This is a genomic window from Enterococcus lemanii, assembly GCF_016909125.1.
Classification (GTDB): domain Bacteria; phylum Bacillota; class Bacilli; order Lactobacillales; family Enterococcaceae; genus Enterococcus_I; species Enterococcus_I lemanii.
Map to the genome: position 1 here is coordinate 1 of NZ_JAFBFD010000017.1, position 26,734 is coordinate 26,734.

Here is a 26,734-nt window from a genome sequence, read left to right on the forward strand (position 1 = left end):
ACTTAATTATAAGGGAAACAGATGCTTTTTTGTTATAGAAAGAAAAAGGGTGTTCTTACCAATTTCTTAGTAACAACACCAAATATTATAGACCCTATTTTTATGAGCGATACAACAAAGAAGGGCTTCGGCTCTTCTTTTTTTATCCTTTTCTTCGTTTGTCGAGTACCATTGGCTCTGGCAAAATACACCCCTTAAACACTTTCAAGGGGTGTACTTCTCTCATTCAATTCAATAAAATATATAGGCCTAAAAGAATAAAAATGACAGGAACGAGAATATTTTTATATTGATGAATCGTTTTCTTTAAAAGCGGCAAATTCGCTAGGCTTTGTGCAAAGAGGTTCCAAACGGGGAGTAAAGCAAAAAAAGCCAAGATGGTCCAAAATATTTCTTCTTTTGTTTGCTTCGTAAATAAAGGAAGATACAAGCCAATATTATCGGCACCACTCGCAATAAAAATCGTCGTAATTTTTAAAACGCCTTGTTTACTTGTTTCTTTTGTTTCAGTGATTGGGGAGGTTGGTTGCGTCTTTCGTTGTTTTTTCCGCTGATCAAAGTAGGCCATTAACCCCTTCATCCCTAAATAAATGGGAATCAAACCGAATAAGGATAAATATTGGGTGGGTAAAATATTCGTACCCATCGAACCTAGTAAGCTTAATAAAATCAAAGTACTCAGTCCGAAAAACTGCCCTAGTATAATTTCTCGTTTCTTCAGCTGTGCACCGACACTTAAGTAAAGTGTCATTAAAATAAAAAGTTCATCCATATTCGTACCAATAAATGTCACGGCCGCTTCTACTATTAATCGCATCTTTTTCTCCTTAACTGTTAAACTCGCTTTCTGATTGCTTCAATGGTACCAAGTTTCACTAGCGCTTGCAATTCGTTTGATTACTATTTTCGTTTATCCTAATAAAAAAATACGATGAAAGACCAATCTTAGCGATGCCCTTTCATCGTATTTGGAATATTTAACAAGCAACGAAATCAATTAACTCACTGATTCTTAAAACGACGGCATCGGCCCCGGCTGCTAAATAAGCTTGCCGTGTCTTTTCAATGACTTGTTCTTTTTCTGTTTGGGTTAATTTGGCATACGCGGCTTCACTGTAACCTGCTAAAGAACTACCTTCAATAACACCTATCGTATATACCCCAGCATTTTTCCCTTCTGCAATGTCTGATAACGTATCTCCGACTTTTATTACTTCTTGGCAATCAGTAATGCCAAATTGACGCATATTTTCATAAATCATTTCTGGACTTGGGCGGCCTTTGCCATTCACGTCATCAGGCGTCACTAATGCGTCTGGCTGATACCCTTGTGCTTTGGCTTCAGGCGCCACCACTCGCATCATTTCAGCCGTGTAACCGGTAGTACTACCAATTTTAATTGCTTTTTTACGCAAGGCGGTAATTGTTTCGATAAGATCTTCTTTGACCGTTGCGTATTGAATTAAATCTTTAAATAATACCTTCTCAAATCGTGCATAAATCCGCGCAATATCCTCACTGGTTGGTTCTTGGCTAAAGCGTTGATGCCATTGTTTTTGGATATTTGGCATTTGTAGAATCATCTGGATGTGATCGAGTTTTTTCATTCCCATTGGCTGACGAATTTGCGCCTCGGTTACTTGAATTCCTTCGGCAGCAAAAGCCTGTGCAAAAGCATCGACCGGCGCCATGCAGCCAAAATCAACCGTTGTACCCGCCCAATCAAAAATTACCGCACGAATCATTCATTTATCCCCCTTATTAAATACTGTTGAATCGCTTGCGTTAAGTTTAGCATATCTTCTTCATAAATTTCGCCGATGTTTCCAACTCGAAAACAATTCACATCACTAATTTTCCCTGGATAAATCGCATAACCGGCTGTTTTTAAGTAGGCATAAAAAGAAGGAAATGAAAATTGGTGGTCTGTTGGATAATAAAAAGCAGTAATAAAAGGGCCTTGATGCGTTTTAACATGCGTTTCAAATCCTAATTCTTGCATTTTTTGACGTAAAATTTGGTTATTGCGAGCATAACGAGTATAGCGGGCTTGAATGCCACCTTCTGCTGCTAACTCTTTTAGTGCTTGTGCAAAAGCCAATACCGTATGCGTTGGCGACGTATAACGCCATTTGCCACCATCGGCTTCCATCACTGCATATTGATCATATAAATCCAAACTTAACGTCCGCGCTAGGCCTTGTGTTTTTTCTAAGTGTTCTTTTTGGCAAATGGCAAAAGAAAAGCCGGGAACACCTTGGATGCATTTATTCGCACTTGAAATCAAATAGTGAATCCCTAACTGGGCGACGGGAATGGCAATCCCACCAAAGCTAGACATCGCATCAACAATAAAAGTTAATTGATGGGCTTGGCAAATTTGACTTAATTCTGTTAATGGATTTAAAATCCCCGACGTCGTTTCACTATGTACGACCGCTAGTGCTCGAATCGCAGGATGTTTTTTTAGCAGTTCTTCCACAACTTTGGAATCAAATACTTGATCTTCACGAACCTCATAAACAACCGTTGGAATTTGATGTCTGGCAGCCATTTGCGCTAAACGCTGCCCGTAAGCCCCGTTGACACAAATTAAAAGTGTTTCGTCTGGTCTTAAAACGGAACTAATGACTGACTCCACGCCAAACGTCCCACTACCTTGCATTAAAACGGCCGTATACTCTTCCGCTGAAACTTCTGCTAACTCTAATAATTGACTACGAATCCATTGGGTAATCGTTTTATAGCCCTCATCCCATGTACAATGGTCTTCTTGCATCGCTGCTTTGACGGTCACACTCGTTGTCAAAGGTCCTGGTGTTAGTAATTTATAGGTCATTTTTTTCTACTCCACTAATTTTTTATGTTGTTCCAATAATTCGGCAGTTAACGGTTCTGGAAAGACTTTAGGCTCGTTTGCTACTTCTAAACCAGATACGTCTTCTTCTTCATACAAAGCATTTGGGTAAATTTTCAAAATCTCTGGACGGGCTTTTTCAATAATCACCGCTAACATTTCTTGTGCTTTTGAATTGGTTTTTTCCCCTTTATCAATAACCATTAAAGATTCTGTTAATGAATAGGTGCCTTCGGTTGGTTCAATGACATCAATTGGTTGGCCTTCTTTTTTATCTTTAACCGCTTGGTGGCGTAACCCAAAGCCAAAGACCACTTCTCCGACACGAACCTTTTTCAAAGGACCCGAACCTGATTGTTCGATATGGTCTCCCGCATTCGCATAGATACCTTGTAAAATTTCTTTGGCTTCTTTTTCACCGTATGTATCGACGAGCGCTTGAAATAATAGCCACGCCGTTGACGACTGCTTAATATCCGAAATCGAAATGGCCCCTTTATATTCTGGTTTGGTTAAATCTTTTAGGGAAGTCGGTTTCGCTAAATTTGCCTCGGCTAATGCTTTGGTATTGTAAAAAATGACGCCTTCTTGACTAGTAAATGGTGCCGCATACTCTGGTGTACTTTGTAAAGTTTTTCCAAAGTGATCCAGTTTTTGAAAAAGCTGATTTTTTTCTTGTGCACTAGTGGCATAAAAGGTACTCATTGTGACTAAGTCCGCTTCAATATTACTTCCTTCTGCTAAAAGTTTGCCTCCAAGTTCTGAAGTGCTAAACGTTTGTAATAAATATTGATCCTTAAAGCCATTTTCATCTAACGCTTTTTGAATTTCTTGAATCGGTTCATCATCCGCATTTGTATAAATGACAACTGGATTTTTTGTACTAGCGGATCCTTGACTGCATGCCCCGAGAAACATAGCGAGACCTAGTAAAGCGCCCATCATTCTTTTTTTGAATACTCGATTTTTCATTTTTTGAAACACTCCTTATCATTTTTTGCGTCACCAAACGCATGGTAAAATTAATCATTAATAATAAAATTGAAAGTAAAAAGATATCATTGAATTTACCGAAATGTTGTAATTCTTTCATCTTAGTCGTCATAATCATTGTCTTGGTACTCGTTAAAAAAACAACGCCACTAATTGTGACCATTGACTGAATAAAATAGTAGTTAAACATTTCAATTAAAGTTGTTTTTGAGTTGGGAATTAAAATACGCCACAACGTATCAAACCAGCGATCACCTAATAGACGGGCCGTATCTTCCCAATGGGCATTCATTTTCAAGAGCGCAACCTTACTCATTTGATACGGTGTCGCGAAAAAATGAACAACATTTACAAAGATTAAAATCCCAAATGTATTGTGAATGGCCGTTCCACTAAAAACTAATAAAAAGGAGATCCCTAAAACCATCCCTGGTACGGAGTTCGTCACACTTGCCATGCTATCCAGTAGCAAAAGGAGTCGAGAAGTTTTCGTTGTACGAGCCACTAAAACGGCAGTCAAATAGGCAAGCGTTGTCCCTAGTAATGCCGTCGAAAAAGCAACAAACAAGCCGTTCTTCAGTGTACGTAACAAACTAGGGTCCGCCAAAAAGTTTTGTAAATGTTGAGTACTCCAATGCCAATCGTAAGGCCAAGCAGCGACAAAAGGAGCAATCAACAAGACTAAAAAAACGCCTGATATTAGGAAAACACTACTGAGATTAAACAAACCAAAGAAGAGATCTCGACTGTTGTTTTGACGTAAAATGACGGCTTCTTGATTCACTTGGTTTCCTTCTTCATTTTTTAAACGTTGCAAACAATACACACTAATAAAAGAGGGCAATAACATCACGAGTGCAATAACTGACCCTGCCGCAAAGTCAGGTAAACCGCCCATAAACTTTTCATAGAGCAACGTTGTAATCAATGTTTTTTGCCCGCCAAGTGCGACGGGGATCCCAAAATCCGTAAAAACCATAAAAAAAGCTTGAATAAAAGCAATTAAAAAAACTTTTCGCAATGGATACAAAATGGTTAAGTAAAAACCGCGCCAAAAAGAGTCACGCATCAAGCGAGAAACGACCAACATTTTTGTATCTAAATATTTCATTCCATCGCTCATTAAAATAAAGGTAATGGGAATCGTATAAATTAAGAAACCTAAAAATAAACCCGGGCTACCATAAATTGAAAACCACGTTCTGTGTGTCAGCTGACTCCAAAGTCCCTGTTTGCCAAAGGAGTAAATAATCACAAAGCCATACGTAATCGTCGGTAGTAGCATCGGTAAGGTCAAAATAAAATGAGTCGTCGCTTTTAACCATTTTGGTACTTGGGTAAAAAAGAGACTATACGCAAATAAAAAACCAAAAAAAGTTGCTAATAGAGCAGTTATAACGGCATAAAACAAACTGTTTTGTAAAGCCAAAGTAAAATTCGTTTCCATCACGACTTGTTTAAGTGCGGCAAACGAAAGAATGCCATCGATAAAAAACGCTCGACGCCCCACTTCAATTAGCGGAATGAATAAAAAGTTGGCAAAAAAAACAAGCGAAACAATCGCGATGATTGACGGTAAGGTCCAATTTTTCTTCATCTAAATCACCGCAAGTTGCGGCCGTTTTGGTTGAAAAATGGCTTCGATATTATGGCGCTTTGTTTCTAGTTGTTTGACAATAAATTCTTCGACAAAAGGACTCGCACTTTGTTGGATAATTTGTTGCGGCGTACCAAATTGGGCAATTTCGCCTTGATTTAACACTAAAATTTTATCAGATAGCGTCATCGCTTCTTCTGGGTCATGAGTAACAATTAAAATCGTTAGTTGTAAAGTTTTTGCAATCATTTGAATGCGTGTTTTAATGGATTCTTTAATGACACCGTCTAATGCACTTAACGGTTCGTCTAATAATAAGACTTTCGGTTTCATAACAAGGGTGCGTCCCAAGGCTACCCGTTGTTTTTGACCACCTGATAAACGATGAATCGGTTGCTGTAAATGTGGTTTTAATCCAAGCAAGTCAATAAATTCTTGCAGTTCTTCTTCCGTTGTTAATTGACGCTTCTTTTTTAAGCCATACGTTAAATTTTCATAAGCGGTTAAATTCGGAAACAAAGCATAATCTTGAAAAACAATATTAAAAGGACGCTTTTCCATCGGGCATTGCGTCAAATCTTGGCCTTCATAAAATAATTTGCCTGCATCTGGTGTTTCTAAGCCCAAAATGACTTTTAACAACGTTGACTTCCCCGAACCTGACGCACCTAAAATGGAGACGATTTCTCCTTGTGCGACTTTCAAATCAACACCATTTAAAATGGTCTGCTGATCATATGCTTTCACAATATTTTGTAGTTCTAACATGTTCGTTCTTCCCCCTATCTGCTTTTCAGTATAGGCAAACGACGTAAACTTTAAATAGACTTCCTGTAAAGACTTTGTACGCCTTTGTAAGAATTGTGTAAATTTAAGAGAAGCAAAAAAAAGCTTGTTAAACATTTTTTCATGTTTAACAAGCTTTTTTTTAAATATCTTTTGGAACATAAAAACTGCGGTTATCCATGCCAAAAATTCTTTCGGTATACTCACCAGGCGCCGTCTGACGAATCGAAGTTAACATCATTTGCATAGAGGCATCCATTAAATCAATTTGGTGTAAGATTTCTGCTTCCATGATTCGCGGACGAACAGGAGAGCCGTATTCTAATAACCCGTGATGGGCTAAGACCATGTGACGCAAGACCACTACGTCTTCGGCTTGGTCATCAATTTTTAGTGCTAAACAAGCTTTCGTAATCTCTTCATCGACTAACACTAAATGTCCGACTAAATTACCAACCAAAGTATATTCGGTCGCCATCGCACCACTTAGTTCGATTACTTTGCCCAAATCGTGTAAAATAATCCCCGCATAAAGTAAAGAAGCATTTAACTCTGGGTATTCTTTGACCAAAGCTTTGCCTAAACGCAGCATCGTAATCGTATGAAAGGCTAAACCTGAAGCAAATGCATGGTGATTCCGTTTCGCTGCAGGATAGTCAAAGAACTCTTTTTGATACTTAGTTAATAAATAACGAACAATCCGGTTCCAATGCGGGTTGGTAATTTCAAAAAGCGTTTGACTAATTTCCGCTTCCATTTCTTCTTTTTTTAATGGTGCGCGTTCCATATATAGGGTCGGTTCGCTTGGCTCTTCTGTTCGAGCTAAGCGTAATTGCGTAATTTTTACTTGGGGATTGCCTTGGTACAGCTCTTTTTTCCCAGCCAGCAAGACAACACGCCCCGCTTCATAACGTGCAATTTCTTCTTCTGTCGCGCCCCAGAATTTCCCGTCAATCGTGCCCGTTGTGTCTTGGAAAGTAAACGCGATAAACGGTTTGCCGTTTTTTGCCATTCGAACATCGGCATTTTTAATTAAAACAAATAATTGAAATTCTTCTTCTACGGTTAACTCACGTAATTTTTTCATCTTTTAGAACAGGTTACTTATGCAAACAACCTCTTCTTTCACATCCTTTACTTCATATTTTTAACGGCTTGATTGAACTCTTGATAATAGCTTACCATTTCTTGATCAGAAGACAAACAGATGATTTGATAATCTTGTCCAAACGTAACGAAAAGCTCGGCCAATTGGCGCTTTCTTTTCCGATCATAATGCAACCAACCGTCGTCAATAATGATTGGTGAAAGAATCCGGTCTTTTTGTAAGCTCAAATACGCAAAACGCAAAGCCATAATTAACTGGTCTTTTGTCCCGGTTGATAGTTGGTAAATCGTTTGTTTTTCCCCATTTTGTAGCACTTCGAGTTGACCGTCATTTAAAGTGACTTGCTCGTAGCGTTGACTCGTTAATAAATTAAAATAGTGCGTTGCTTGGTGTAACATTTCTGGTAATTGCTGTTCGGATAATTCATTTGCTAAATCTTCTAAAAAGACACTGAGTAAGCGATTGGTGCCCCACTTCACCATGGCTGTTTCGATTTGTGACTTTAATTTTGTTTCTTCTTGATAAAGTTCATCGAGTGTCCCATCTGCTTGAAGTTGTTCCAGTTGTAATTTTAGACGTTGTTTTGTTTCCAAATCTTCTTGGTAATCTTCTTGCAAGAGTGCTTGTTTTTCGGTTAGCTCATGAATCTGTTGTTCTAGTTGTCTTCGGGTAATTTTCTTTGGAAAGAGCGGTTGTAAAAGTTTGCTTAATTCTTCTTTCCGTTCAAACTTTTGAATTTTTTCTTGCCATTGTTTACTCCATAAAGGGACGTCTAGCGGACTTGTTAGGCCAAATGTTCTTAACAAAGGCGCGAATTTAACAAATAATTCTTCGCGATTATTTTTTTGACGCCGCAATTGTTCAGCTAAGATGGTTGCCGGGTTTTGTGCCCGTTCTAATTTCATTGCTTGCATTTCATCGTTAAATGATTCTAGCAGTTGATAACGCTCACTTAAATCACTCCCAGCTAATGGTAACCACGCTTGGTAATCGGTAAAAGCCGCGGCGTATTCTTCTAAAGCTGCACTCAAGGCTTTTTTTTGTGGCGCAAGTTCTTGAAGTTCATGTTTTAAAGCCAGAAATAAAGTGACCGCTTGGTTGTATTCGTCTAACATTGCTGGCCACTTTTCAACACGCGTTTCTTGCCCAAAGAGCGGTTGCAACTGGTTTTTTTCGACGAGTATTTGTTGCGTTATTTGTGTTACTTTTTCACGTTTATTTGCCCGTTCAAATGCTAATTCGCTTTTTTTGGCTAGCTTTTCTTGCCATAATGGTTTTTGTTGTTTTGCTTTGTTTTGTTGTTGCGAAAAAAACAGACCCAGTAACAAACTCGCGATAGAAAAAGCCCAGCTGATTCCTTTTAGCTGACCGTTTACTAAAAAGCTAAGCGTCAATATTAGTCCAGCCAAACCAAAGCACGCCCAACTTAATTTTTGTTTCAATGATTTATTTTGTAAAAGTTCTGGTAATTGTTGTTCCAGGGCTTTTATTTCTTCTTCTAATGTTTGAATTTGTTCATCTAGCCATTCCAAACGCAATTGTTCGTTTTGTAAACTTACTTCATTGGCTTGTAAAGCTTCAATTTTTATTGGTATCTTAGGATCGCTTAACTCTGGCGTTTTCCCTTGCCAGCCCCATTTTTGTGCCAATATTTGATACTGGCTTTGTTTGTCTTGTACACTTTGATTTAAGCGTTGGTATTCGTCTTGCTTACGAAAGGCATCGGTTTTTTCTTTTAATAATTGCTGAATTTGGGTTTCTTGTTCCAAAAAAAAGAAATAACGATCGGATATGCCACCTGATTCCAGTCGAGCAATTTCTGTTTCTTTTTTTTGAATTTCTTCGGTTATTTGTTGATAACGTTGATAAAAGTGCGCTAGCTCCTGGGCTTGCTGACTTTGTGCCCGTGGATCGACGACTTGTGCTAAACTTTGCCATTCCTCATATAAATCAAAATTCAATGCTTGCTGCTTTAAGTGTTGCAAAGCTTGTTGATCATTTGCCCGTTGAAGGTCTTTTTCATGGACTTGTTTTTCAACTTCTAATATTTGACGATGACTTTGTTGGACAGTCGCTTCTTGTTGTTCTTTTTGTTCGATTTTTTCTTTTAATTGTTGCCATTCTTTTAACTGACGATTTAATGGCAAGACTTGTCCTTTTAATTTGTAAAGTTTTTGGTTTTCTTTTTCGTATTGCACTCTTTGTTGACGCATCTGAGCACTACCACTAATTCCTAATGAAATCAGGGCTTCTTGTAATTCTTTTTCTTGCAAACGGTCAATTTCTGATAACTGTTCTTGTTGAAAGGTAAACACGTCTTGAAACGTCTCTAACGTTAGTGGCGCCAGGATTTGAGTCAACCATTCCTCGTCGCTAGTAGTGTCGCCGACCTGCACTTTCGTCTTGACTTGTGTTCCTTGTTTAAAACGCTCAATTAAAACCTCTCCATAAAGCGGGTGGTCAATCCACAATTTGCCCCCATAAGCGGCGCCATCCGTTGGTGTATAATCGCGCTTTTTTTTCCCTCTTTTAGGAAAGCCAAACAACATCGCTTGAATAAAATGATACAACGTTGACTTCCCTGCTTCATTTTCGCCATAAAACAATTGATTCCCGGCTAAAAAATCAAAGCTTTGTTGTCGATAATAACCAAACCCACTAATTTCTGCTCGAATCAATCTCATTTTTTACTCTCTCCATTGGTATTCTTCATCTAGTCTTTTTTTGGTTTGTTTTAAAACATCTGCTTGAAAATTAGTCAGTGAATAAAGCTGACTTGGTACTTTATGTGACCAAAGTTCCTCCATAACTTGTGTAAAATAACTCGTTGCTTCATATTGCTTTAATAAATGTTCTCTTAATTCACGACTACCTTGTAACAGAATCGAACGATTGCTAGCGTTTGCTTGCAGTTCGACTTGGTAAATTTGTTGTAAAAAACCTTTTTGGGCAAATCTCTTATTTAAGTACGCAATCATTTCGAGTTTATCTTCCTCACCTAGCCAGTTTTCTGGTAAGTCATCGGTTTGCGTAAAGGTAATTTTGACTAAGCTTTTTTCTGATGATAAAAAACGAGCTTCGACCGCTTCTAAAGCTTCTTTGACTTGGCGCACACCTTTTAACGAACAAGTCATTTCTTGCCAGACAACCTCTGCCACAAATAAAGCTTCCCAGCTCGCTTGCGTTGGCGTAAGTGTCACAAGTAAGACGCCTGGTGTCTGTGTTTCTTTTTGAGTATGTCCTTGAGGCGCGCCAGGATAAAGCATCGGTGGTTCCGTCGCCAAAACCGTGGGGACATGAATATGCCCTAACGCCCAGTACGCATAATTTTTTTGTTTCATTTCTTGCAAGGTAAAAGGCGCGTAACGATCGCCATTCAAATCACCGTGGTACATCCCGATATGGTAACTACTTTGACGCGGAGGAAATTCCGGAACTTTCGACTGCGCTAACCACTGACTTTGATAACTGAAACCACTAATTTGATAAGTACTCCCATCTTTTGCTTGGCCTTCAAACGTTTCAACGTTTTCTTTCGCAAATAAGTGAACATTTTCAGGAAATTCAAACCAATACCGCTGTGGGTCATAATAATCATGATTACCAAAACTTAAATAAACTGGTATCGCCGCTTCTTTTAAACGATTCATTTGTTGAAAAAAATGGTGTTGGGTTTTTAAACTCGGACGGTTTTGATGAAACGTATCACCAACTAAAAGAACAAAGTCAACCGCTTGGCTCAACGCTTCATCAACAATCTTTTCAAGCACTTTGGCATTGGCTTTAGACAAAATTTTGCTATTGTCTTCTAATAAATGCAGTCCTTCAAAAGGACGATCAATATGTAAATCCGCACAATGAAGAAAGCGAATCACGGCTTTCCCCTCCTTTTTTCTTTTTATTTTAACATTCTTAATGATAAAAGTCAGTATTATACGAAAGTTTGTTCGCTTTTATTTATACAACTACTTTCAAATCTTTTTAACCAACAGGTTGATCAAAATCTGCAAAAGTAAGTTATGTCTAAATTTGTGATTTATACATTAGAAGTCGCCAATATTGATAAAAGTGCATGGTTTTTTCGTGTTCTGCCGTTACAAGTCTGTCACTTGTTCTATAAAATATAGCGCTCTAACACCGTTGTTTCAATGTTTTTTATTGAATTGGTAGCTATTATTTAAGCATTCAAAAATAATAAAAAAAAGACCGTAGACTTCATCTCTTTTGAGACTTTGTCTACGGTCTGAAACCTTATAAAGTAGGTATCTTTTTTCTTATCCTTCGTATAACTCACGTAATGGGTTCATAATAATGCGGTTTAAGTCATTCACCACTAAGCTAAACGCTTGCTCGTGTTTCATTAAGTCACTGATGATTTCTTCGGTTTGAACTTTTTCTGCTAATGCTTGTGCTTGTTGTGCATCGTCATCTGATAGTTCTTCACCAGACATCATTTTTTGATGTAGTTCTTGTTGGAATGTTTGGAATTCTTTAAATAAGCCATACGCTTCTTCGTTTTCTTTTAAGCGTTTGAATGATGCACTTAATGCTTGGAAAGCTGCATCTTCACGAATTTCTCTTTCTAGTTGGTTGGCTGTATCGTATAAATTTGCTGACATATAAAATCCTCCTCTTATTTGCTTACCTTAGTTATTGTATCACGCTTTTTCTTTGATTGCGATACCATTATGGTCGGGGCAGGCGATTCCAAATCTCGCGGACAAGTTCTTTTGATTTTTCGATAACTTTCCCACCAATATTTTTTACTTCTTCTTTGGCTTTTTCGGTTACTTGATCTAGTTTTTCTTGTAACTCTTTTTTCAGCAAGTCATTTCCTTCTGGGACATCCTCCGCGGCTATCACTTGCCCGCCAGTTACGTAAGCATCTGCTACAGTAAATGGTGTCTGCGCGGTATACGGTAAGATACCATCAATTTGCGCCCGGAATAAAGCGCCCATGTTTTCGCCACCGGTTCCACTAATTACATTTTCGGCACTTGGTTGCTCAAAACCAATCCAAGTTGAAATAACCACGTCTGGCGTATAACCAATAATCCATTGGTCATTACTTTTACTTGTATCATAACTACTTTCAGTGGTTCCTGTTTTCCCAGCTAATGTGTAATTATAAGAGGCAGCATTTACGGCGGTTCCGTTTGAAAAAGTCCCTAAAAGCATACTTGTCATTTCATCGCTCGTTTGTTTTGAAATAATTCGTTTTCCTTTTGGTTGCGTTTTGTCAACGATGACTGCACCGGTTGAATCGACAATTTTTCGAATGAGGTGTGGTGAATAAAGTGTCCCACCATTAGCAAAAACACCGTACGCACTGGCCATCACTGCTGGAGAAGTCCCGTGTTCTAATCCTCCAAGGGCTAAACCATAGTATTTATCATTTTCAGTTAGTGGCAACCCAAACTCAAGGGCTTTATTGAAACCTTTTGTTAAGCCAATTTCATGTAATAGCCAAACAGCGGGTAAATTCAAACTTTGAGCGACCGCGTGATACATTGAAACTTCCCCTTGGTACGTCCCATTAAAGTTTTTAGCCTCATAATACGATTGTGGTTCATCTTTTAAAATTTGATCAGGCGTGTAACCTGCTTCTAAAGCCGGCGTGTATACACTAAGTGGCTTGATGGTTGACCCTGGCGACCGTTCCATGTCAACCGCTAAGTTAAAACCACGAAACGTGTAATCCCCTCGACGACCAATTAAACCTTGAATTTCGCCATTATTTGGATTTAAAGCGATCGTTGCCGATTGAACCAGATCGCCACTTGTGCTATTTGGTGGAAAATAACCATTTTCAGCATAAATACTTTGTAAATTACTTTGATAGTTTTGATCTAATCCGGTATAAATTTTGTAACCACGTTTTAAAATATCTTCATCATCTAAACCATATAGACGAACCGCTTCATCAATTACGGCATCAAAATAATAAGGATAACGGTAACCAGAATTGGCAGGGTTGTAAGTATCATAAAGCAAATCACCTAACGCCACTTGTTGTTCGGCATTGGCTTCTTCTTGGGTTAGTTTTTGGTTATCAACCATCACTTGTAAAACCGTATCGCGACGATTGATGGCATTGTCTAAATGATCAATTGGATTATAAATTGAAGGCCCTTTTAACATCCCAACTAAAGTCGCTGCTTCACCAAGTGACAAGTTCAGCGCATCCACTCCAAAATATTTATGGGAAGCATCTTGCAAGCCCCATACCCCATTGCCAAAGTAAGCGGTATTTAAATACATGGTTAAAATCTCGTTCTTACTATATTTTTTTTCAATTTCAATTGCTAAAAATAATTCTTTGGCTTTTCGACTAAACGTTTGATCGAGTGTTAAATACGCATTTTTAGCTAGCTGTTGCGTTAAGGTACTTCCGCCACCGCCGACCGTACTACGATTAATTAAGACTCGAACCGCTGCCCGTGCAATTCCTTTCAAATCAAAGCCGTGGTGCTCATAAAAGCGCCGGTCCTCGGTCGAAATGAGGGCATCAATCACATACGGCGAAATCTGCTCGTATTCAATGTAGTTGCCTTTTTGCGCTTGGAAACGCCCCGCTTCTTCATCTACTTGATCATAAATTACAGACGCTTCTTTTAAACCCGAAGCTAGATCTTCGACTTTTGTTGTTTTGGCTAAATAAAATAAATAAGTACTCATGATTAATGTCAAAACTAACGTTAGTAAAATGACCACTTTCGTTAGATGGTATTTTTTCCATAAACGGGTAAAGTGTTGTTTAAATGTGATTAAATGTGGTTTTAGCCAAACCCAAAATTGCTTCAATCCTATTTTTATTTTTTCCATTATTTTTTTAAAATCCATCGTCTTCTCCTTGTTTGGTTGTCGCTTGATCCCCTAATCGTTTTTTCAGTTATTTCATAGATTCGTATGCATCTTTGTCGTACATAAAAAGAGTACCCCAACTTTACTTAGTGTAACAAATGATTGCTTTTTTTCCATAGGGCCAAGGTTGTAACTTCGCGCCTCGTTCATTTTACCACTCATTTTGTGAAAAACTGTTGATTTTTGATTAAGAAAATCTAAAATCGGGTATAATATCATTAATGTGTACCGATTAAATAAAAAACATTGAAACAGCGGATCGTATTCCTTGGGCAGAGCTAGAAAGGGAATATGGCTTCAACGCTGAAGAAACCGTTATGCAAATTCAAGAAAATCCTTATTTGCAATTATTATTATGACAAAAACAGCCGGTTTATGAATCAATATTCGGCACCTTTTTTTATTCACTTTTATTATTCAGTACTTTACTGCTTATTATTTGAAAGGAAACGATTTTTTCATGGAATATACTCTTACTCTACCTAAAACACAAACCGAGATGACCATTCGTGAGCTCTTAGAAAATGAATGGCTCGTGCCACGAAAGGTCCGCCATTTTTTACGCGTTCGCAAAGGGGTTCGGCTAAATGGTGAGGTGGCCATGTTACATCAAGTCATTCGTGCCGGCGACCAAATCACACTATCGTTAGAAGAAAGTGACTATGCGTTCAAACCGGTCATTTTAGGCGATGCTAGTCAAGTGGAGGTACTTTTTGAAGACGAACACCTCATCATCGTCAATAAGCCTGGTGGAATTAAAACGCATCCTAATCAACCGGATGAAACGACTACTTTACTCAACCATCTGGCTGCTTATTTAGCACCAAAACAACAGCAACCATTCGTCGTCCATCGCTTAGACAAAGAAACGAGTGGTGCCATTTTGTTTGCTAAAAATCCTTTTGTTTTACCAATTTTAGGTCGTTTATTAGAACAAAAATTAATTTATCGGCGCTATCAAGCCGTTGTGCATGGCCGTTTAAAGCAAGACTTGACGATTCGTAAAAAAATTGGGCGTGACCGCCACGATCGCCGTAAGCGCGTCATTGATCCAAAAGGTGGTCAAATGGCGATTACGCATGTTCAAGTAGCCAAAATCGGGACGCAAACGACCCAAATTTATTGTGTTCTGGAAACGGGACGAACGCACCAAATTCGGGTGCACTTAGCTAGTCTTGGACATCCACTTGTCGGCGATCCGCTTTATCAAACCAAAAAAGCAGACCGATTGATGCTCCATGCTTATGAAATGCATTTCCTTCATCCATTTACAAAAGAACAAATGGCCGTCAAAGCACTTCCTGGATTATGGTCGCTTTAAAAAATTAAAAGCACTAGCAACCCCGCGTACTTAGGGGTTGCTAGTGCTTTTTTGATTATAAAATAAAACTAGCTGGGTCTACAAACCCACTCCATATCCCGGTTGCTATACCAAAATGCAAATGAACCCCCGTTGAATTACCGGTTGTGCCCATTGTGCCGATTTGCTGGGATGTTTCTAAACTTTGACCGATGCTAACAAATAATTCTGTCATGTGCATATAATACGTGTAGTACCCATTATCATGTTGGATAATCGCATAGTTACCCGCACTTGCTTGATACCCGGCTTCAACCACCGTACCATAACGAGCGGCTAAAATCGGTGTCCCGTAACTGCCGGTCAAGTCAATGCCGTCATGTTGATTGCCTGAATAGCCAGTTGGGTCTACACGGTAACCAAATGGGCTACTGACATTTAGGGGAATCGTTAACGGTGATAAAAAGCCGGTTCTAGCCAAAGCAGCTGCTTGTTCTTCTTCTTTTTGTTTTTGTTGTTCTAATTCGGTTAACTTGTTTTTTTCTGTTTCAAGTGTTGCAAGAACATGCGCATTTTCTTCGATTAAGGCTGTTTGCTCTTGTGCTTGACTGGCTTTTTCTTCTAAAAGTGTCGTTTGATCAGTAATTTGTTGTTGCCATTTCTTTTCGATTGTTGCTAATTCTGTTTCTAACTGCTTATGTTGCTTTATTAAAACGGAAAGTGCCGTTGCAAAAGAATGTTCCGTATCAGATGTACCACTCTTTGCAAGGTTGTCTTTCACGGCTTGAATCAACGTTTCTTTTGATTCAATTTTTTTAATTAAAGTTACCTTTTCAAGACCTAACTGCTCAATTCTTGTTTCTATCTCTTTTAGACTCGCCGTTTGTTGTTCTTCTTTAGTAGCTGCTATGATTTGTTCTTTTTGAATTTCCGTTAATTGATTTTCTAAAGTAGCAATCGTCGTTTGTTGTTTGGCTAATGCTTCGTTTATTTCTTGTGCGAAGGTGTTTTGGGAAAAGAAAAATAAACTCCCCACGCCCGCTAGTAATAATAATTTCTTTAATTTCAAGTAAAGCGCTCCTCTTCATTTAATCCTTTGCTACTTTAGCACGATTGTTTGGTCTTTAGGGTAACAATTCCTCAACAAAATCGTGTCAATTAGAAGATTCTTTTTACAAAAGAGGCCTCGTTTTCTTTTTTAGTGACGATTATCACAATTAGATTACACCATTACGGTTATTTAATTTTCAAGTAAGGCGCGTTCGGTCGGTGTGAGTGGTCGATACGCCCCTAGCGGTAAGGTTTCATCTAGCCACAATTGCCCCATCCGTAGACGTTTTAAGTAGGTTACTTCTTTTCCGACGGCTTGAACCATGCGTTTTACTTGGTGAAATTTCCCTTCATGTAAAATCAAGCGAATCTCAGATGTTTGTTTGACTTCATCAACCGCTTCAATCGAAAGCTCTGCCGGTAAACAACTTTCGCCACCATCGATTGTCATCCCTTGCGCAAAGGTTTGGACGTCTTCTTGCGTCATGATACCCGCAACTTGTGCATAATATTCCTTGTCAACGTGTTGCTTTGGTGATAACAAGCGATGTGACAATTGCCCATCATTCATAATTAAAAGTAGGCCTTCGGTGTCTTTATCAAGACGCCCGACCGGAAATAAATCTTCACGGAAATCTTCATCGGAAAATAAATCAAGAACGGTTTCATCAAAATTATCCACCGTTGCTGAAACGACACCAGCTGGTTTATTTAATAAATAATAATAATCTTTTTGATACTTTACTTGTTCCCCATCGACTTTTATTTGATCTTTATTTTCATCGACTTGATATTTATCGGAACGAATCACTTGACCATTTACTTCAACCCAGCCTTTTTTGATTAATTGTTTGACTTCTTTTCTAGAGCCAAAATTCATATCGGCTAAAAATTTATCTAAACGCATCTTTTTCTCCTGCTTTCTTTCAAAAAGAAGCTGTGACTTTTTCGTCACAACTTCTTTATTTTTATTTATTTAATATGTAGTTTTTGACGCAATTGTTGCATGCGAGCCCCTAATAATTTATCAGCTAAGCGGACTTTTAAAGCCATATAAATATAGGCGAAGCCCCCAACAGCTGCGACAATTAAAATTAAGAAAAACGACTGCACTTTTCGTTCTTGGCTTAACCATAACCCAAAGACCCCTTTTGTCAGTGCCGTTAAGAGAAACATCACCATCGTCATCAAGAAAATCAAAAGACTACGACGTAAAACAAGAACGTGATTAAAGCCTGTTTTTTGATGCAGTTTACGTAAATTAAAGTAGCACGTCACGCCTAGACCAATGCTTGTCGAAACGAGCGGTCCATATGATTCTAACAACCGAATAAAAATTGGCTGCGTCACAATTTTTACAATTAATCCGATACCAAAAAAGACGACTGCAGACGTATTTTCATAAATTCCTTGGAGCATCGTTGCACTAATCATAAATAAACCTAAAACGAGCCCTGATAAACAAGCAACAATTAACAATCGTGCACCTAGAGCATTTGGTACATAAAATAAGGTGTTTAACGGATAGGCTAAGATAATCATGCCAAATGTGGCCGGAAACATTACAAAAGAATACAATTGGAGGTTGTTTGAAACTAGTTTTGCTAAACCTACACGATCCCCCTTTGCATAAGACTCCGTAATTAACGGCAGTCCTACTAGCGCCATGGCGGTTGAAAGACCAATGACCACCATCGTTAATTTGTCTGGATTCCCACTAAAAAGGGCCATTAAGCTCATCAACTGTTTATTTGTATAATTCGTAAAGCTACTCATTGTACGAATAAACGTATATTGATCGACTAACTTATAAATGGTAATCCCCGCACCGATAATAATAAAAGGAACGGCTTCTTTGATTGTCCGAATTAATAAAGTCGCGGTATTTAATCCTTCTTCTTCTTGGCTTTGTTCGGCTAAGATATCCATTTTTATTTTTTCTTTTTTAAAGTAATATAGTAAGACACCAATTCCAGCTAAAGCGCCAATAAAAGCCGCAAACGTTGACTGGGTGACTGCCGCAACGTAATCACCGCTACCCATTTTCATAATCATAAACGTCGCACTTAACATAAAAATAACCCGTGCGAATTGTTCAACTAGCTGTGAAATAGCATAAGGAGCCATATTTTGTGTCCCTTGGAAATAGCCCCGAAAAACACTCATAAAAGGAATGACTAAAATAGCCACGCTTAACGAACGCATCGCCGGAACGAGCTCATCGCCACCGCCTGCACCATAAGATAACGCCGGTGAAGCAAGATACATAATGATGGCACTAATGACCCCAAAGACAAGCATCACTTGAATGGAGCGATAAAAAAGACGCTTGCTGGTTCGGTATTCCCCTCGTGAATTATGAAATGCAATTTGTTTGGCAATGGCCGCTGGAATCCCGGCGGTTGAAATCATAATAAACAAAGCATAAATATTGTATCCCATATTAAACAACGTGTTTGATGCATCGGCATTTTCGCCAAGCCAATAATACCAAGGAATCACATAAATGACGCCCAGTAAGCGCGAACCAATATTGCCGGCTGTTAACCAAGCAGAGCCATGGGCCATTTTCTCTTCATTGGTCAATTCAGGCTTTTGTGGATTGATTTGTTTTTCCATTCTTTGCATTCCCAACTTTCTGTTATATACATATTGTCTATTTTAATGCTTAAAGACTTTTGCCGCAATCTATTTCTTTTGTTTAAACAAGACTATGCTATAATTAACAATGAATTTTGTAGCTAAAAAAGGGGATAAACCGATGTATACGATGACCACGTTAGAATTATACCAATTATTACAACAACACCAACTCCTAGCACAAGCCGTTGATTTAACGAATGTAGCAAACCAAACATTCACGCACCTTTCTTATGACTCGCGTGATATCCAACCAAATACCTTATTTTTTTGTAAAGGTTTAAATTTCAAAAAAGAATTATTACTAGACGCACTTGCAAAAGGGGTCACCACTTATTTAACCGAAGTGACTTACGAGACCACGGCACAAGAAATCTTAGTGACCGATATCCGTGAAGCAATGGCCGTTGTTGCCCAAGCTTTTTATCAACACCCACAAGAAAAGTTAACTAAAATCGGAATCACAGGAACAAAAGGAAAAACAACGACGGCTTATTTACTACACCAACTATTAAAAGATGCCTTTGGACCAAAAATTGCTTTGTTTTCTTCTGAAGAAACGACCATTGACGGAAAAAATTACGCCCCATCTAAATTAACCACCCCTGAAGCTTTAGTGTTGTACCAACAAATGGCACAAGCCGTCGAAAATGGTTTAACACACTTAGTGATGGAGGTTTCTTCGCAAGCCTATAAAACCAAACGTGTCTTTGGCTTAACTTTTGAAGTAGGGATTTTCTTAAATATTAGCCCCGACCACATTAGTCCAATTGAACACGAAGATTTTGCTGATTACTTTTCCTGCAAGCAGCAATTACTCTTGCATAGTAAACAGATGATAATCAATCAACAAAGTGATCATTTTGATTCGTTACAAAGACTATGCCAAGAAAACCAGATTCCTTTTCTTACCTATGGGGATCTTCATGCCGATTATCCGATTATACCGCAATCGGAGCCACGGCAGTTTGCTTTAAATAGTTCGAAAGATCCACTCAATTTAAATGACACTTATACACTAGCCATGTTCGGTTCTTTTAATCATGGAAATGCGACGGCGGCTTTAATGACCGCCGCCTTCTTACACGCACCTTCGACAAATTACAAAGAAAGCCTCGTTCATTGTACGATTCCAGGACGCATGAACATGCTTGAACTTCCGAATGGCACGCTCGTTTTTGTCGATTTTGCGCATAATTATTTAAGTTTAAAATCAATGGGGACAATGGCCAAAGAAATTCGACCAAATGCACGGGCTTTACTTTTAACCGGTAGTGCAGGAGGCAAAGCCATTTCACGACGCAAAGATATGGGCCAAGCAATTAGCGAAGTCTACGATTTGGTTGTTTTAACACGGGATGACCCTAATTTTGAAGATCCTGCTGCCATTGCTGCTGAGATTCAAAGTCATATTACTAATCCTGACGTGAAAGTCTACCACGAAATGGCACGGGACAAGGCAATCGCTCTCGTTCTTTCACTCGCTAAACCCGAAGATATCGTTATTTTAGCCGGCAAAGGGACTGAACCAACGATGAAAGAAGCAGGTCAAGACGTGCCTTACCAAGGCGATTTATACTTCGCGAAACAATGGATTGACCAACAAGTAAAAAACTAAACAAAACACGAATATTTCAATTTAATGACAAACATTACGTTATTAAATTATTGTACTTTTTTGAACAAACTTCGGCTATAATAACGGGGTAGATTTCAGTAAAAGGGGTAAGGTTCGTGAACAAACAGCGTAAAAAATATTTAGCAATAACGACTGTCGCTTTAATTGGTTTGGTTTTAGGTCTTTTTATTTGGAAAATGTTACTAACTTTTGGCATCATTAATTTAAACCAACTGGCGCCTAAAAGTTACACCCGTGCAGGTTCGTCTTACGGATTTATTTTTGTCTTTTTAATCCCAATTCTAGCAACTTGTACTTTATTTGCTGGTATTTCTTGGAAAAAATAACGATTCAAAGGAAAGTTTTCTATTTTTTAGAGAACTTTCCTTTATTTTCTTTTAACATCTTTTTTTATAATTTAAGCGTAGAGGCTTTTGTGGTATGATGAAAAACGAATGAGTTTAACGAAATTTAATCATTAGGACGTGAAATTATGTGCGGAATTGTTGGATTTGTAAATACAACGAAACAAAAAGAAGCAATTATTGAAGAAATGATGGAACGAATTGTCCATCGCGGGCCCAATAGTTCAGGAAAATATATTGACGAACAAATCGCTTTAGGGTTTCGTCGCCTTTCTATTATTGATTTAGAAGGTGGCACCCAACCGATTTATAATGAAGATCAAAGCAAGGTCATTATTTTTAACGGTGAAATTTATAATTACAAACCATTACGCGAAGCTTTGATTCAAGCAGGCCATACCTTTACAACGCAAGCCGATACCGAAGTTTTATTACACGGCTACGAAGAATGGGGAACCGCTTTGTTACAAAAAATTCGGGGCATGTTTGCTTTTGCAATTTGGGATATTGAAAAACAAGAACTTTTTGGTGCTAGAGACCATTTTGGCATCAAACCTTATTACTTTGCGCAAATGAATGATACTTTTATGTTTGGCTCTGAAATTAAAAGTTTCTTACCACATCCAGACTTTAAAAAAGAACTCAATAAAGAAGCTTTAAAACCCTATTTGACGTTCCAATATTCGCCTTTAAACGGTGAGACTTTCTTTAAAGGTGTGCACCGATTACCAGAAGGGCATTATTATACTTATAAAGAAGGCGTCTTAACTATTAAAGAATACTGGGATGCGGACTACAATCAAAAAGAAAACCTCTCTCGTGAAGAGTGGATCGAAAAAATTGATCAAGCCGTCCAAGAGTCCGTTGCCATCCATAAAAATGCCGACGTCGAAGTTGGTTCCTTTTTATCAAGCGGGGTCGATTCTAGTTATGTCGCGGCAGTTTTACGTCCAGACCACACGTTTTCAATTGGTTTTGACGACAAAACTTACAATGAAGCGATTGAAGCCCGTAAATTAACGAAAATGCTTGAATTAAATAATACGGCTGCGGTAATCAATGGTGAAATGTCATTTAAGGCGTTTCCTTTAATTCAATACCATTTAGATGAACCCGATGCCAACCCTTCTTGTGTGCCACTTTACTTTTTATCAAATTTAGCAGCACAACATGTTCGTGTGGTGCAATCTGGTGAAGGAGCTGACGAATTATTTGCCGGTTACAACGCTTACGGTTTACATACCAATTCTAAAATGATTCGCGTTGTCGCACAAGGCTTAAGAAAATTACCAAAAGGCATCCGCTATTCAATTGGTCGTTCTTTAGGTAAAATGAAAAACTTCCATGGCCGGATGCATTTATACGCAGCGACGGCTCCTGCTCGTGAATATTTTATTGGCCATGCTGAAATTTTTACTGAAGCAGAAAGTAACACTTATTTAACCAAGCCTTACCAACAAGCACCAAGTGTCGCTGAAATTGTCGCGCCACATTATGCGAAGGCGGACAAACAAGCCAAAGAAGAAGTCAATAAAATGCAATATTTAGACGTTCATCAATGGATGCCAAAAGACATTTTATTAAAAGCCGACAAACTAACCATGGCTAGCTCTTTAGAAGCTCGTGTTCCTTTATTAGACATTGAAATGATGAAGCTTGCACAAAGCATCCCAACAAAATACTTAATTAACCAACACAATACGAAAGATGTATTCCGTCAAGCTTCAAATCGCCATTTGCCAGAAGCTTGGGCCAACCGCGAGAAACTTGGCTTCCCCGTGCCAATCAAAGCTTGGTTGCGTGAAGACTTAGGTTATTTACAAGTTAAAGCTTTATTTGAAATGGATTTTGTCACCGAATTCTTTGACCAAGCTAAAATTTTAGAACTTGTTGAAGCGCATCATGAGAACAAAGCCGACTTACAGCGCAAAATTTGGGCGATTTATACTTTCTTAACTTGGTATAAAGTCTTCTTTATTGACACCGAGGTTCCGAAAGCTGAAAAAATCACTTATGAAACATTGTAAAAAAAAGACGTAGAAAGCCTAAGCTTTTTACGTCTTTTCATTTTAGTCTTGATTGATGTCTACTGAATAACTACCAAATATTCATAACGTGCCCAATTTCATTTGTAAGCGCCGCTCACCTACGAGAATTCATTGGCTTAAGGGGCCGTGATGACGAAGCCGTTCGAACGCTAGTGAGTTACGGATGCGGGACAAGGTTGAGCGTCAGCGAAACGTTGTTCATTTTTCCTGTAGTCTCTCAGCTTTCGAGCTTCAAACGGAGAGCTAGTTGCTAAAGCACCAAGCTTCCGTAATTCACATCGAATCTTTTGACACGGCTCCGGCGCCAATGATTCTCTTCGGTTCGCTTGTATAGAGAAATCAACAATAGATGCATAAAAACTTTTTTAACAAAAGAATAGAAATCAATTTATTAAAAAAATAATGAATAACGAGTATCAATTAACAAATTGGGTGATTTCGTCAAATGAAGGACTAAAAATAAGGATTTTCTTGAATTTGCATAACGCTCTCTTCAACACTGAAGCACTATTTTTTTTGATTTAGTAAGGCACCTATAGCCATTCGTAAAGGTTGCTAACATTGCTTTTTTATTAATGATTTTTTTAACATATTCCTTTTCCAGCTCTATACAAGGAATACGAGTCGCTTTTTTTATCCAACGATTTTCAGAGATTATTTTTTAAGCCCACAGATTGATTAAAATCTTGGAAAGTAAGTTGCGCATAAGTTTGTAATTTATTCGTTAGAACCCTCTCATATTGATAAAAGTGCACGGTTTTCCGTGTTCTAGCATTAAAAGTCTTACACTTGTTACATTTAGTGTACACAAAAATAGACCCAATAGCTAAGGTGTTTTTTTCAAACGATCCTTCGCTATGGGGCCATTTTAAACCTGCTGTTTCAATGTTTTTTATTTAATCGGCAGACATTAATTAGCGACAATGTTCACTAATTTTTTCGGTACGGCAATCACTTTACGGATTGTTTTTCCTTCAAGTTGTTCTTGAATGTTTTCATCCGCTTTAGCTAAAGCCTCAAGTTCTTCTTTCGTTGCTGCCGTTGGTACCATTAGCTTACTACGAACTTTTCCGTTAATTTGAACAACGATTTCAATTTCGTCTTCAACTAAAGCAGCTTCTTCATACGTTGGCCAAGCAACATTGGTTAAACTTTCTTCATGGCCTAAAATTGCCCACAATTCTTCTCCGATATGTGGCGTGATTGGCGCTAGTAATTGCACGAATCCTTCTAAGTACTCATAAGGTAAGGCATCGACTTTGTAAGCTTCATTAACAAAAACCATTAATTGTGAAATAGCGGTATTAAAGCGTAAAGCTTCCATATCTTCGGTAACTTTTTTCACTGTTTGGTGATAAACTTTTGTTAATTTGCCATCATTAAAGGTCGTAATGCGATCACGCATTTTGCCCTCTTCATCCACGATTAAACGCCAGACACGGTCTAAGAATTTACGACTACCTTCTAACCCATTTTCATTCCAAGCAATCGCTGCATCAAGTGGTCCCATGAACATTTCATATAGGCGTAAAGTATCCGCACCATACTTGCGAACCACGTCATCTGGATTGACGACATTGCCACGTGATTTCGACATTTTTTCGTTATTTTCGCCTAAAATCATTCCTTGGTTAAAGAGTTTTTGGAACGGTTCTTTCGTTGGAACAACGCCAATGTCATATAAGAATTTATGCCAGAATCGTGCATAAAGCAAGTGCAAGACCGCATGCTCGGCACCACCAATATAAATATCAACTGGTAACCAACGTTTTAATTTTTCAAAGTCAGCGATTTCTTTTTTATTGTGCGGATCAATAAAGCGCAAGAAGTACCAAGAGCTGCCCGCCCATTGTGGCATCGTGTTGGTTTCGCGGCGTCCTTTTAAGCCAGTAACTGGATCAACCACGTTCACCCACTCTTCAATGTTCGCCAGTGGGGATTCGCCCGTCCCACTTGGGTGAATATCGTTGGTTTTGGGCAAGCGTAGTGGGAGTTCTTCTAAGGGCAATGTCGTGCTCGTGCCATCTTCCCAGTGAATAACTGGAATTGGCTCGCCCCAATAACGTTGACGAGAAAATAGCCAGTCGCGTAAACGATAACTTGTTTCTTTTTTACCGATTCCTTTTTCTTCTAACCAAGTAACCATCGCGGCAATGCCTGATTCTTTATCCATTCCATCTAAAAAGTCGGAGTTGATATGTTTCCCATCTTCTAGATAAGCTGCTTTTGTTACATCGCCACCTTCTAAGACTGGGATAATTTCTAAATTAAATGTTTTGGCAAAGTCATAGTCGCGCTCATCGTGAGCAGGAACCGCCATAATTGCCCCTGTACCATAAGAAGCTAGCACATAATCGGCAATCCAAATTGGAATTTGTTTCCCATTAACTGGATTAATCGCATAGGCTCCTGTGAAGACGCCTGTTTTTTCTTTTGCTAAATCCGTTCGGTTTAAATCGGTTTTTTTACTTGCTTCTAAAATATATGCTTCAACTGCTGCTTTTTGCTCTGGTGTCGTAATTTCTTGAACTAAAGCTAATTCTGGTGCTAAGACACAGTAAGTCGCCCCAAATAACGTATCTGGGCGTGTTGTAAAGACGGTAAACTCTGCCTCATGTTGTGCAACTTTAAAAGTAACGTTCGCTCCAACAGAACGACCAATCCAATTTCTTTGCATTTCTTTAATGCTCTCTGGCCAATCCAAGTCTTCTAAATCATCTAACAAACGATCCGCATAAGCCGTAATTTTTAACATCCATTGGCGCATCGGTTTACGAATAACATCATAACCACCGCGCTCGCTTTTACCATCAATGACTTCTTCGTTGGCAATCACAGTCCCTAACTCAGGTACCCAGTTAACCGCTACTTCTGCTTCATAGGCCAAACCTTTTTCATAAAGCTTCGTAAAAATCCATTGTGTCCATTTGTAATACTCTGGATCGGTTGTATTAATTTCACGATTCCAATCATAACTAAAGCCTAAAGAATTAATTTGGCGACGGAATGTTTCTATATTTTTCTTTGTAAATTCAGCAGGATCGTTCCCTGTATCGAGTGCATATTGTTCTGCTGGCAAGCCAAATGCATCCCAACCCATTGGATGTAAAACATTGTATCCTTGGCTACGTTTCATCCGTGATAAAATGTCTGTTGCGGTATACCCTTCTGGATGCCCCACGTGTAGGCCTTGACCAGATGGATAAGGGAACATATCTAACGCATAAAACTTGGGTTTGTCTGAAGCCTCTTTTGTATTAAAGCTATTGTGTTTTGCCCAATACTTTTGCCATTTTCTTTCAATTTCTTTGTGATTGTAATTCACGGTAAATTTCTCCTCCTTTTAATCATAAAAAAAGTCCTATAAGAAACGAATTGCTTCTTATAGGACGTAATAGACGTGGTACCACCTAAATTTACTAGTAAATAAAAATCAACTAGCCTCAACGTTTTAACGATCGTCACCGTGCTTTCTTACTTTAATTTTCAGAAAAAGCAACACTCAAAG

The 26,734-nt window shown here is 38.5% G+C and carries 19 protein-coding genes and 1 other annotated feature (1 of these 20 cut by a window edge); of the genes, 4 read left to right on the forward strand and 15 right to left on the reverse strand.

What is annotated here, in order from left to right:
- Window positions 1-226: 226 nt before the first annotated feature.
- From JOD14_RS06195 to JOD14_RS06245, 11 genes are all read right to left on the reverse strand, one after another.
- A complete protein-coding gene (locus JOD14_RS06195) occupies window positions 227-817 on the reverse strand; it encodes a cadmium resistance transporter (protein WP_204653974.1) in 591 nt (196 codons plus the stop codon).
- 160 nt (window positions 818-977) lie between these two features.
- Complete coding sequence (phnX, locus tag JOD14_RS06200) at window positions 978-1,745, reverse strand: phosphonoacetaldehyde hydrolase (RefSeq protein ID WP_204653975.1); 768 nt, start codon at window positions 1,743-1,745, stop codon at window positions 978-980.
- Window positions 1,742-2,839 (reverse strand): 2-aminoethylphosphonate--pyruvate transaminase, encoded by a 1,098-nt coding sequence (gene phnW / locus JOD14_RS06205; RefSeq protein WP_204653976.1) that lies wholly within the window; start codon window positions 2,837-2,839, stop codon window positions 1,742-1,744. Before phnW ends, phnX begins: the two co-directional genes overlap by 4 nt.
- 6 nt (window positions 2,840-2,845) lie before the next feature.
- On the reverse strand, window positions 2,846-3,829 hold the full coding sequence (locus tag JOD14_RS06210) for an extracellular solute-binding protein (RefSeq protein WP_204653977.1): 984 nt from the start codon (window positions 3,827-3,829) through the stop codon (window positions 2,846-2,848).
- Window positions 3,741-5,447 carry an ABC transporter permease subunit gene (locus JOD14_RS06215; RefSeq protein ID WP_204653978.1) on the reverse strand — a complete coding sequence of 569 codons (1,707 nt, stop codon included), beginning with the start codon at window positions 5,445-5,447 and terminating at the stop codon, window positions 3,741-3,743. Before JOD14_RS06215 ends, JOD14_RS06210 begins: the two co-directional genes overlap by 89 nt.
- Window positions 5,448-6,215, reverse strand: coding sequence for an ABC transporter ATP-binding protein (locus tag JOD14_RS06220; RefSeq protein ID WP_204653979.1), 768 nt, complete (start codon window positions 6,213-6,215; stop codon window positions 5,448-5,450).
- A 160-nt stretch (window positions 6,216-6,375) separates the two neighbouring features.
- The gene (locus JOD14_RS06225; RefSeq protein ID WP_204653980.1) at window positions 6,376-7,320 is read right to left on the reverse strand and encodes a 3'-5' exoribonuclease YhaM family protein; all 945 of its coding nucleotides are present in this window, start codon (window positions 7,318-7,320) and stop codon (window positions 6,376-6,378) included.
- A 47-nt stretch (window positions 7,321-7,367) separates the two neighbouring features.
- Entirely contained in the window at window positions 7,368-10,025 is a 2,658-nt protein-coding gene (locus tag JOD14_RS06230; RefSeq protein ID WP_204653981.1) for an ATP-binding protein, read from the reverse strand.
- A 3-nt stretch (window positions 10,026-10,028) separates the two neighbouring features.
- The gene (locus JOD14_RS06235; RefSeq protein ID WP_338031673.1) at window positions 10,029-11,216 is read right to left on the reverse strand and encodes a metallophosphoesterase family protein; all 1,188 of its coding nucleotides are present in this window, start codon (window positions 11,214-11,216) and stop codon (window positions 10,029-10,031) included.
- A gap of 399 nt (window positions 11,217-11,615) precedes the next feature.
- Window positions 11,616-11,960 carry a YlbF/YmcA family competence regulator gene (locus JOD14_RS06240; protein ID WP_204653982.1) on the reverse strand — a complete coding sequence of 115 codons (345 nt, stop codon included), beginning with the start codon at window positions 11,958-11,960 and terminating at the stop codon, window positions 11,616-11,618.
- 67 nt (window positions 11,961-12,027) lie between these two features.
- Entirely contained in the window at window positions 12,028-14,184 is a 2,157-nt protein-coding gene (locus JOD14_RS06245) for a PBP1A family penicillin-binding protein (RefSeq protein ID WP_204653983.1), read from the reverse strand.
- A 481-nt stretch (window positions 14,185-14,665) separates the two neighbouring features.
- On the opposite strand from JOD14_RS06245, the gene JOD14_RS06250 reads away from it, so the two are divergent.
- Window positions 14,666-15,526, forward strand: coding sequence for an RluA family pseudouridine synthase (locus JOD14_RS06250; RefSeq protein WP_204653984.1), 861 nt, complete (start codon window positions 14,666-14,668; stop codon window positions 15,524-15,526).
- Window positions 15,527-15,581: 55 nt separating this feature from the next.
- On the opposite strand, the gene JOD14_RS06255 is transcribed toward JOD14_RS06250, so the two are convergent.
- From JOD14_RS06255 to JOD14_RS06265, 3 genes are all read right to left on the reverse strand, one after another.
- A complete protein-coding gene (locus JOD14_RS06255; protein ID WP_204653985.1) occupies window positions 15,582-16,574 on the reverse strand; it encodes a M23 family metallopeptidase in 993 nt (330 codons plus the stop codon).
- Between the two features lie 171 nt (window positions 16,575-16,745).
- Entirely contained in the window at window positions 16,746-17,462 is a 717-nt protein-coding gene (locus tag JOD14_RS06260) for a pseudouridine synthase (protein WP_204653986.1), read from the reverse strand.
- A gap of 65 nt (window positions 17,463-17,527) precedes the next feature.
- On the reverse strand, window positions 17,528-19,174 hold the full coding sequence (locus JOD14_RS06265) for a putative polysaccharide biosynthesis protein (RefSeq protein WP_204653987.1): 1,647 nt from the start codon (window positions 19,172-19,174) through the stop codon (window positions 17,528-17,530).
- A 142-nt stretch (window positions 19,175-19,316) separates the two neighbouring features.
- On the opposite strand from JOD14_RS06265, the gene murE reads away from it, so the two are divergent.
- The 3 genes from murE (at window position 19,317) to asnB (ending at window position 23,205) form a co-directional block, all read left to right on the forward strand.
- Window positions 19,317-20,813, forward strand: a complete 1,497-nt coding sequence (gene murE, locus JOD14_RS06270) for a UDP-N-acetylmuramyl-tripeptide synthetase (RefSeq protein ID WP_204653988.1) — start codon at window positions 19,317-19,319, stop codon at window positions 20,811-20,813.
- Window positions 20,814-20,929: 116 nt separating this feature from the next.
- Complete coding sequence (locus JOD14_RS06275; protein ID WP_204653989.1) at window positions 20,930-21,160, forward strand: hypothetical protein; 231 nt, start codon at window positions 20,930-20,932, stop codon at window positions 21,158-21,160.
- Between the two features lie 146 nt (window positions 21,161-21,306).
- Entirely contained in the window at window positions 21,307-23,205 is a 1,899-nt protein-coding gene (gene asnB / locus JOD14_RS06280) for an asparagine synthase (glutamine-hydrolyzing) (protein ID WP_204653990.1), read from the forward strand.
- Between the two features lie 931 nt (window positions 23,206-24,136).
- Here the strand turns inward: asnB and leuS are convergent.
- Window positions 24,137-26,551: a leucine--tRNA ligase gene (leuS, locus tag JOD14_RS06285; protein WP_204653991.1), complete on the reverse strand. Its 2,415-nt coding sequence runs from the start codon at window positions 26,549-26,551 to the stop codon at window positions 24,137-24,139.
- A gap of 57 nt (window positions 26,552-26,608) precedes the next feature.
- Window positions 26,609-26,734 (reverse strand) — a binding site (T-box leader) (it continues 92 nt past the right edge of the window).

Excerpts from the sequence above, each read along its gene's own strand:
- phnX (WP_204653975.1), bottom strand. The coding sequence starts at position 1,745 with ATGATTCGTGCGGTAATTTTTGATTGGGCGGGTACAACGGTTGATTTT.
- JOD14_RS06265 (WP_204653987.1), bottom strand. The coding sequence starts at position 19,174 with ATGGAAAAACAAATCAATCCACAAAAGCCTGAATTGACCAATGAAGAG.
- JOD14_RS06250 (WP_204653984.1), top strand. The coding sequence starts at position 14,666 with ATGGAATATACTCTTACTCTACCTAAAACACAAACCGAGATGACCATT.
- asnB (WP_204653990.1), top strand. The coding sequence starts at position 21,307 with ATGTGCGGAATTGTTGGATTTGTAAATACAACGAAACAAAAAGAAGCA.
- JOD14_RS06225 (WP_204653980.1), bottom strand. The coding sequence starts at position 7,320 with ATGAAAAAATTACGTGAGTTAACCGTAGAAGAAGAATTTCAATTATTT.
- JOD14_RS06215 (WP_204653978.1), bottom strand. The coding sequence starts at position 5,447 with ATGAAGAAAAATTGGACCTTACCGTCAATCATCGCGATTGTTTCGCTT.
- JOD14_RS06210 (WP_204653977.1), bottom strand. The coding sequence starts at position 3,829 with ATGAAAAATCGAGTATTCAAAAAAAGAATGATGGGCGCTTTACTAGGT.
- phnW (WP_204653976.1), bottom strand. The coding sequence starts at position 2,839 with ATGACCTATAAATTACTAACACCAGGACCTTTGACAACGAGTGTGACC.
- JOD14_RS06220 (WP_204653979.1), bottom strand. The coding sequence starts at position 6,215 with ATGTTAGAACTACAAAATATTGTGAAAGCATATGATCAGCAGACCATT.
- JOD14_RS06230 (WP_204653981.1), bottom strand. The coding sequence starts at position 10,025 with ATGAGATTGATTCGAGCAGAAATTAGTGGGTTTGGTTATTATCGACAA.
- murE (WP_204653988.1), top strand. The coding sequence starts at position 19,317 with ATGTATACGATGACCACGTTAGAATTATACCAATTATTACAACAACAC.
- JOD14_RS06240 (WP_204653982.1), bottom strand. The coding sequence starts at position 11,960 with ATGTCAGCAAATTTATACGATACAGCCAACCAACTAGAAAGAGAAATT.
- JOD14_RS06260 (WP_204653986.1), bottom strand. The coding sequence starts at position 17,462 with ATGCGTTTAGATAAATTTTTAGCCGATATGAATTTTGGCTCTAGAAAA.
- JOD14_RS06195 (WP_204653974.1), bottom strand. The coding sequence starts at position 817 with ATGCGATTAATAGTAGAAGCGGCCGTGACATTTATTGGTACGAATATG.
- JOD14_RS06245 (WP_204653983.1), bottom strand. The coding sequence starts at position 14,184 with ATGGATTTTAAAAAAATAATGGAAAAAATAAAAATAGGATTGAAGCAA.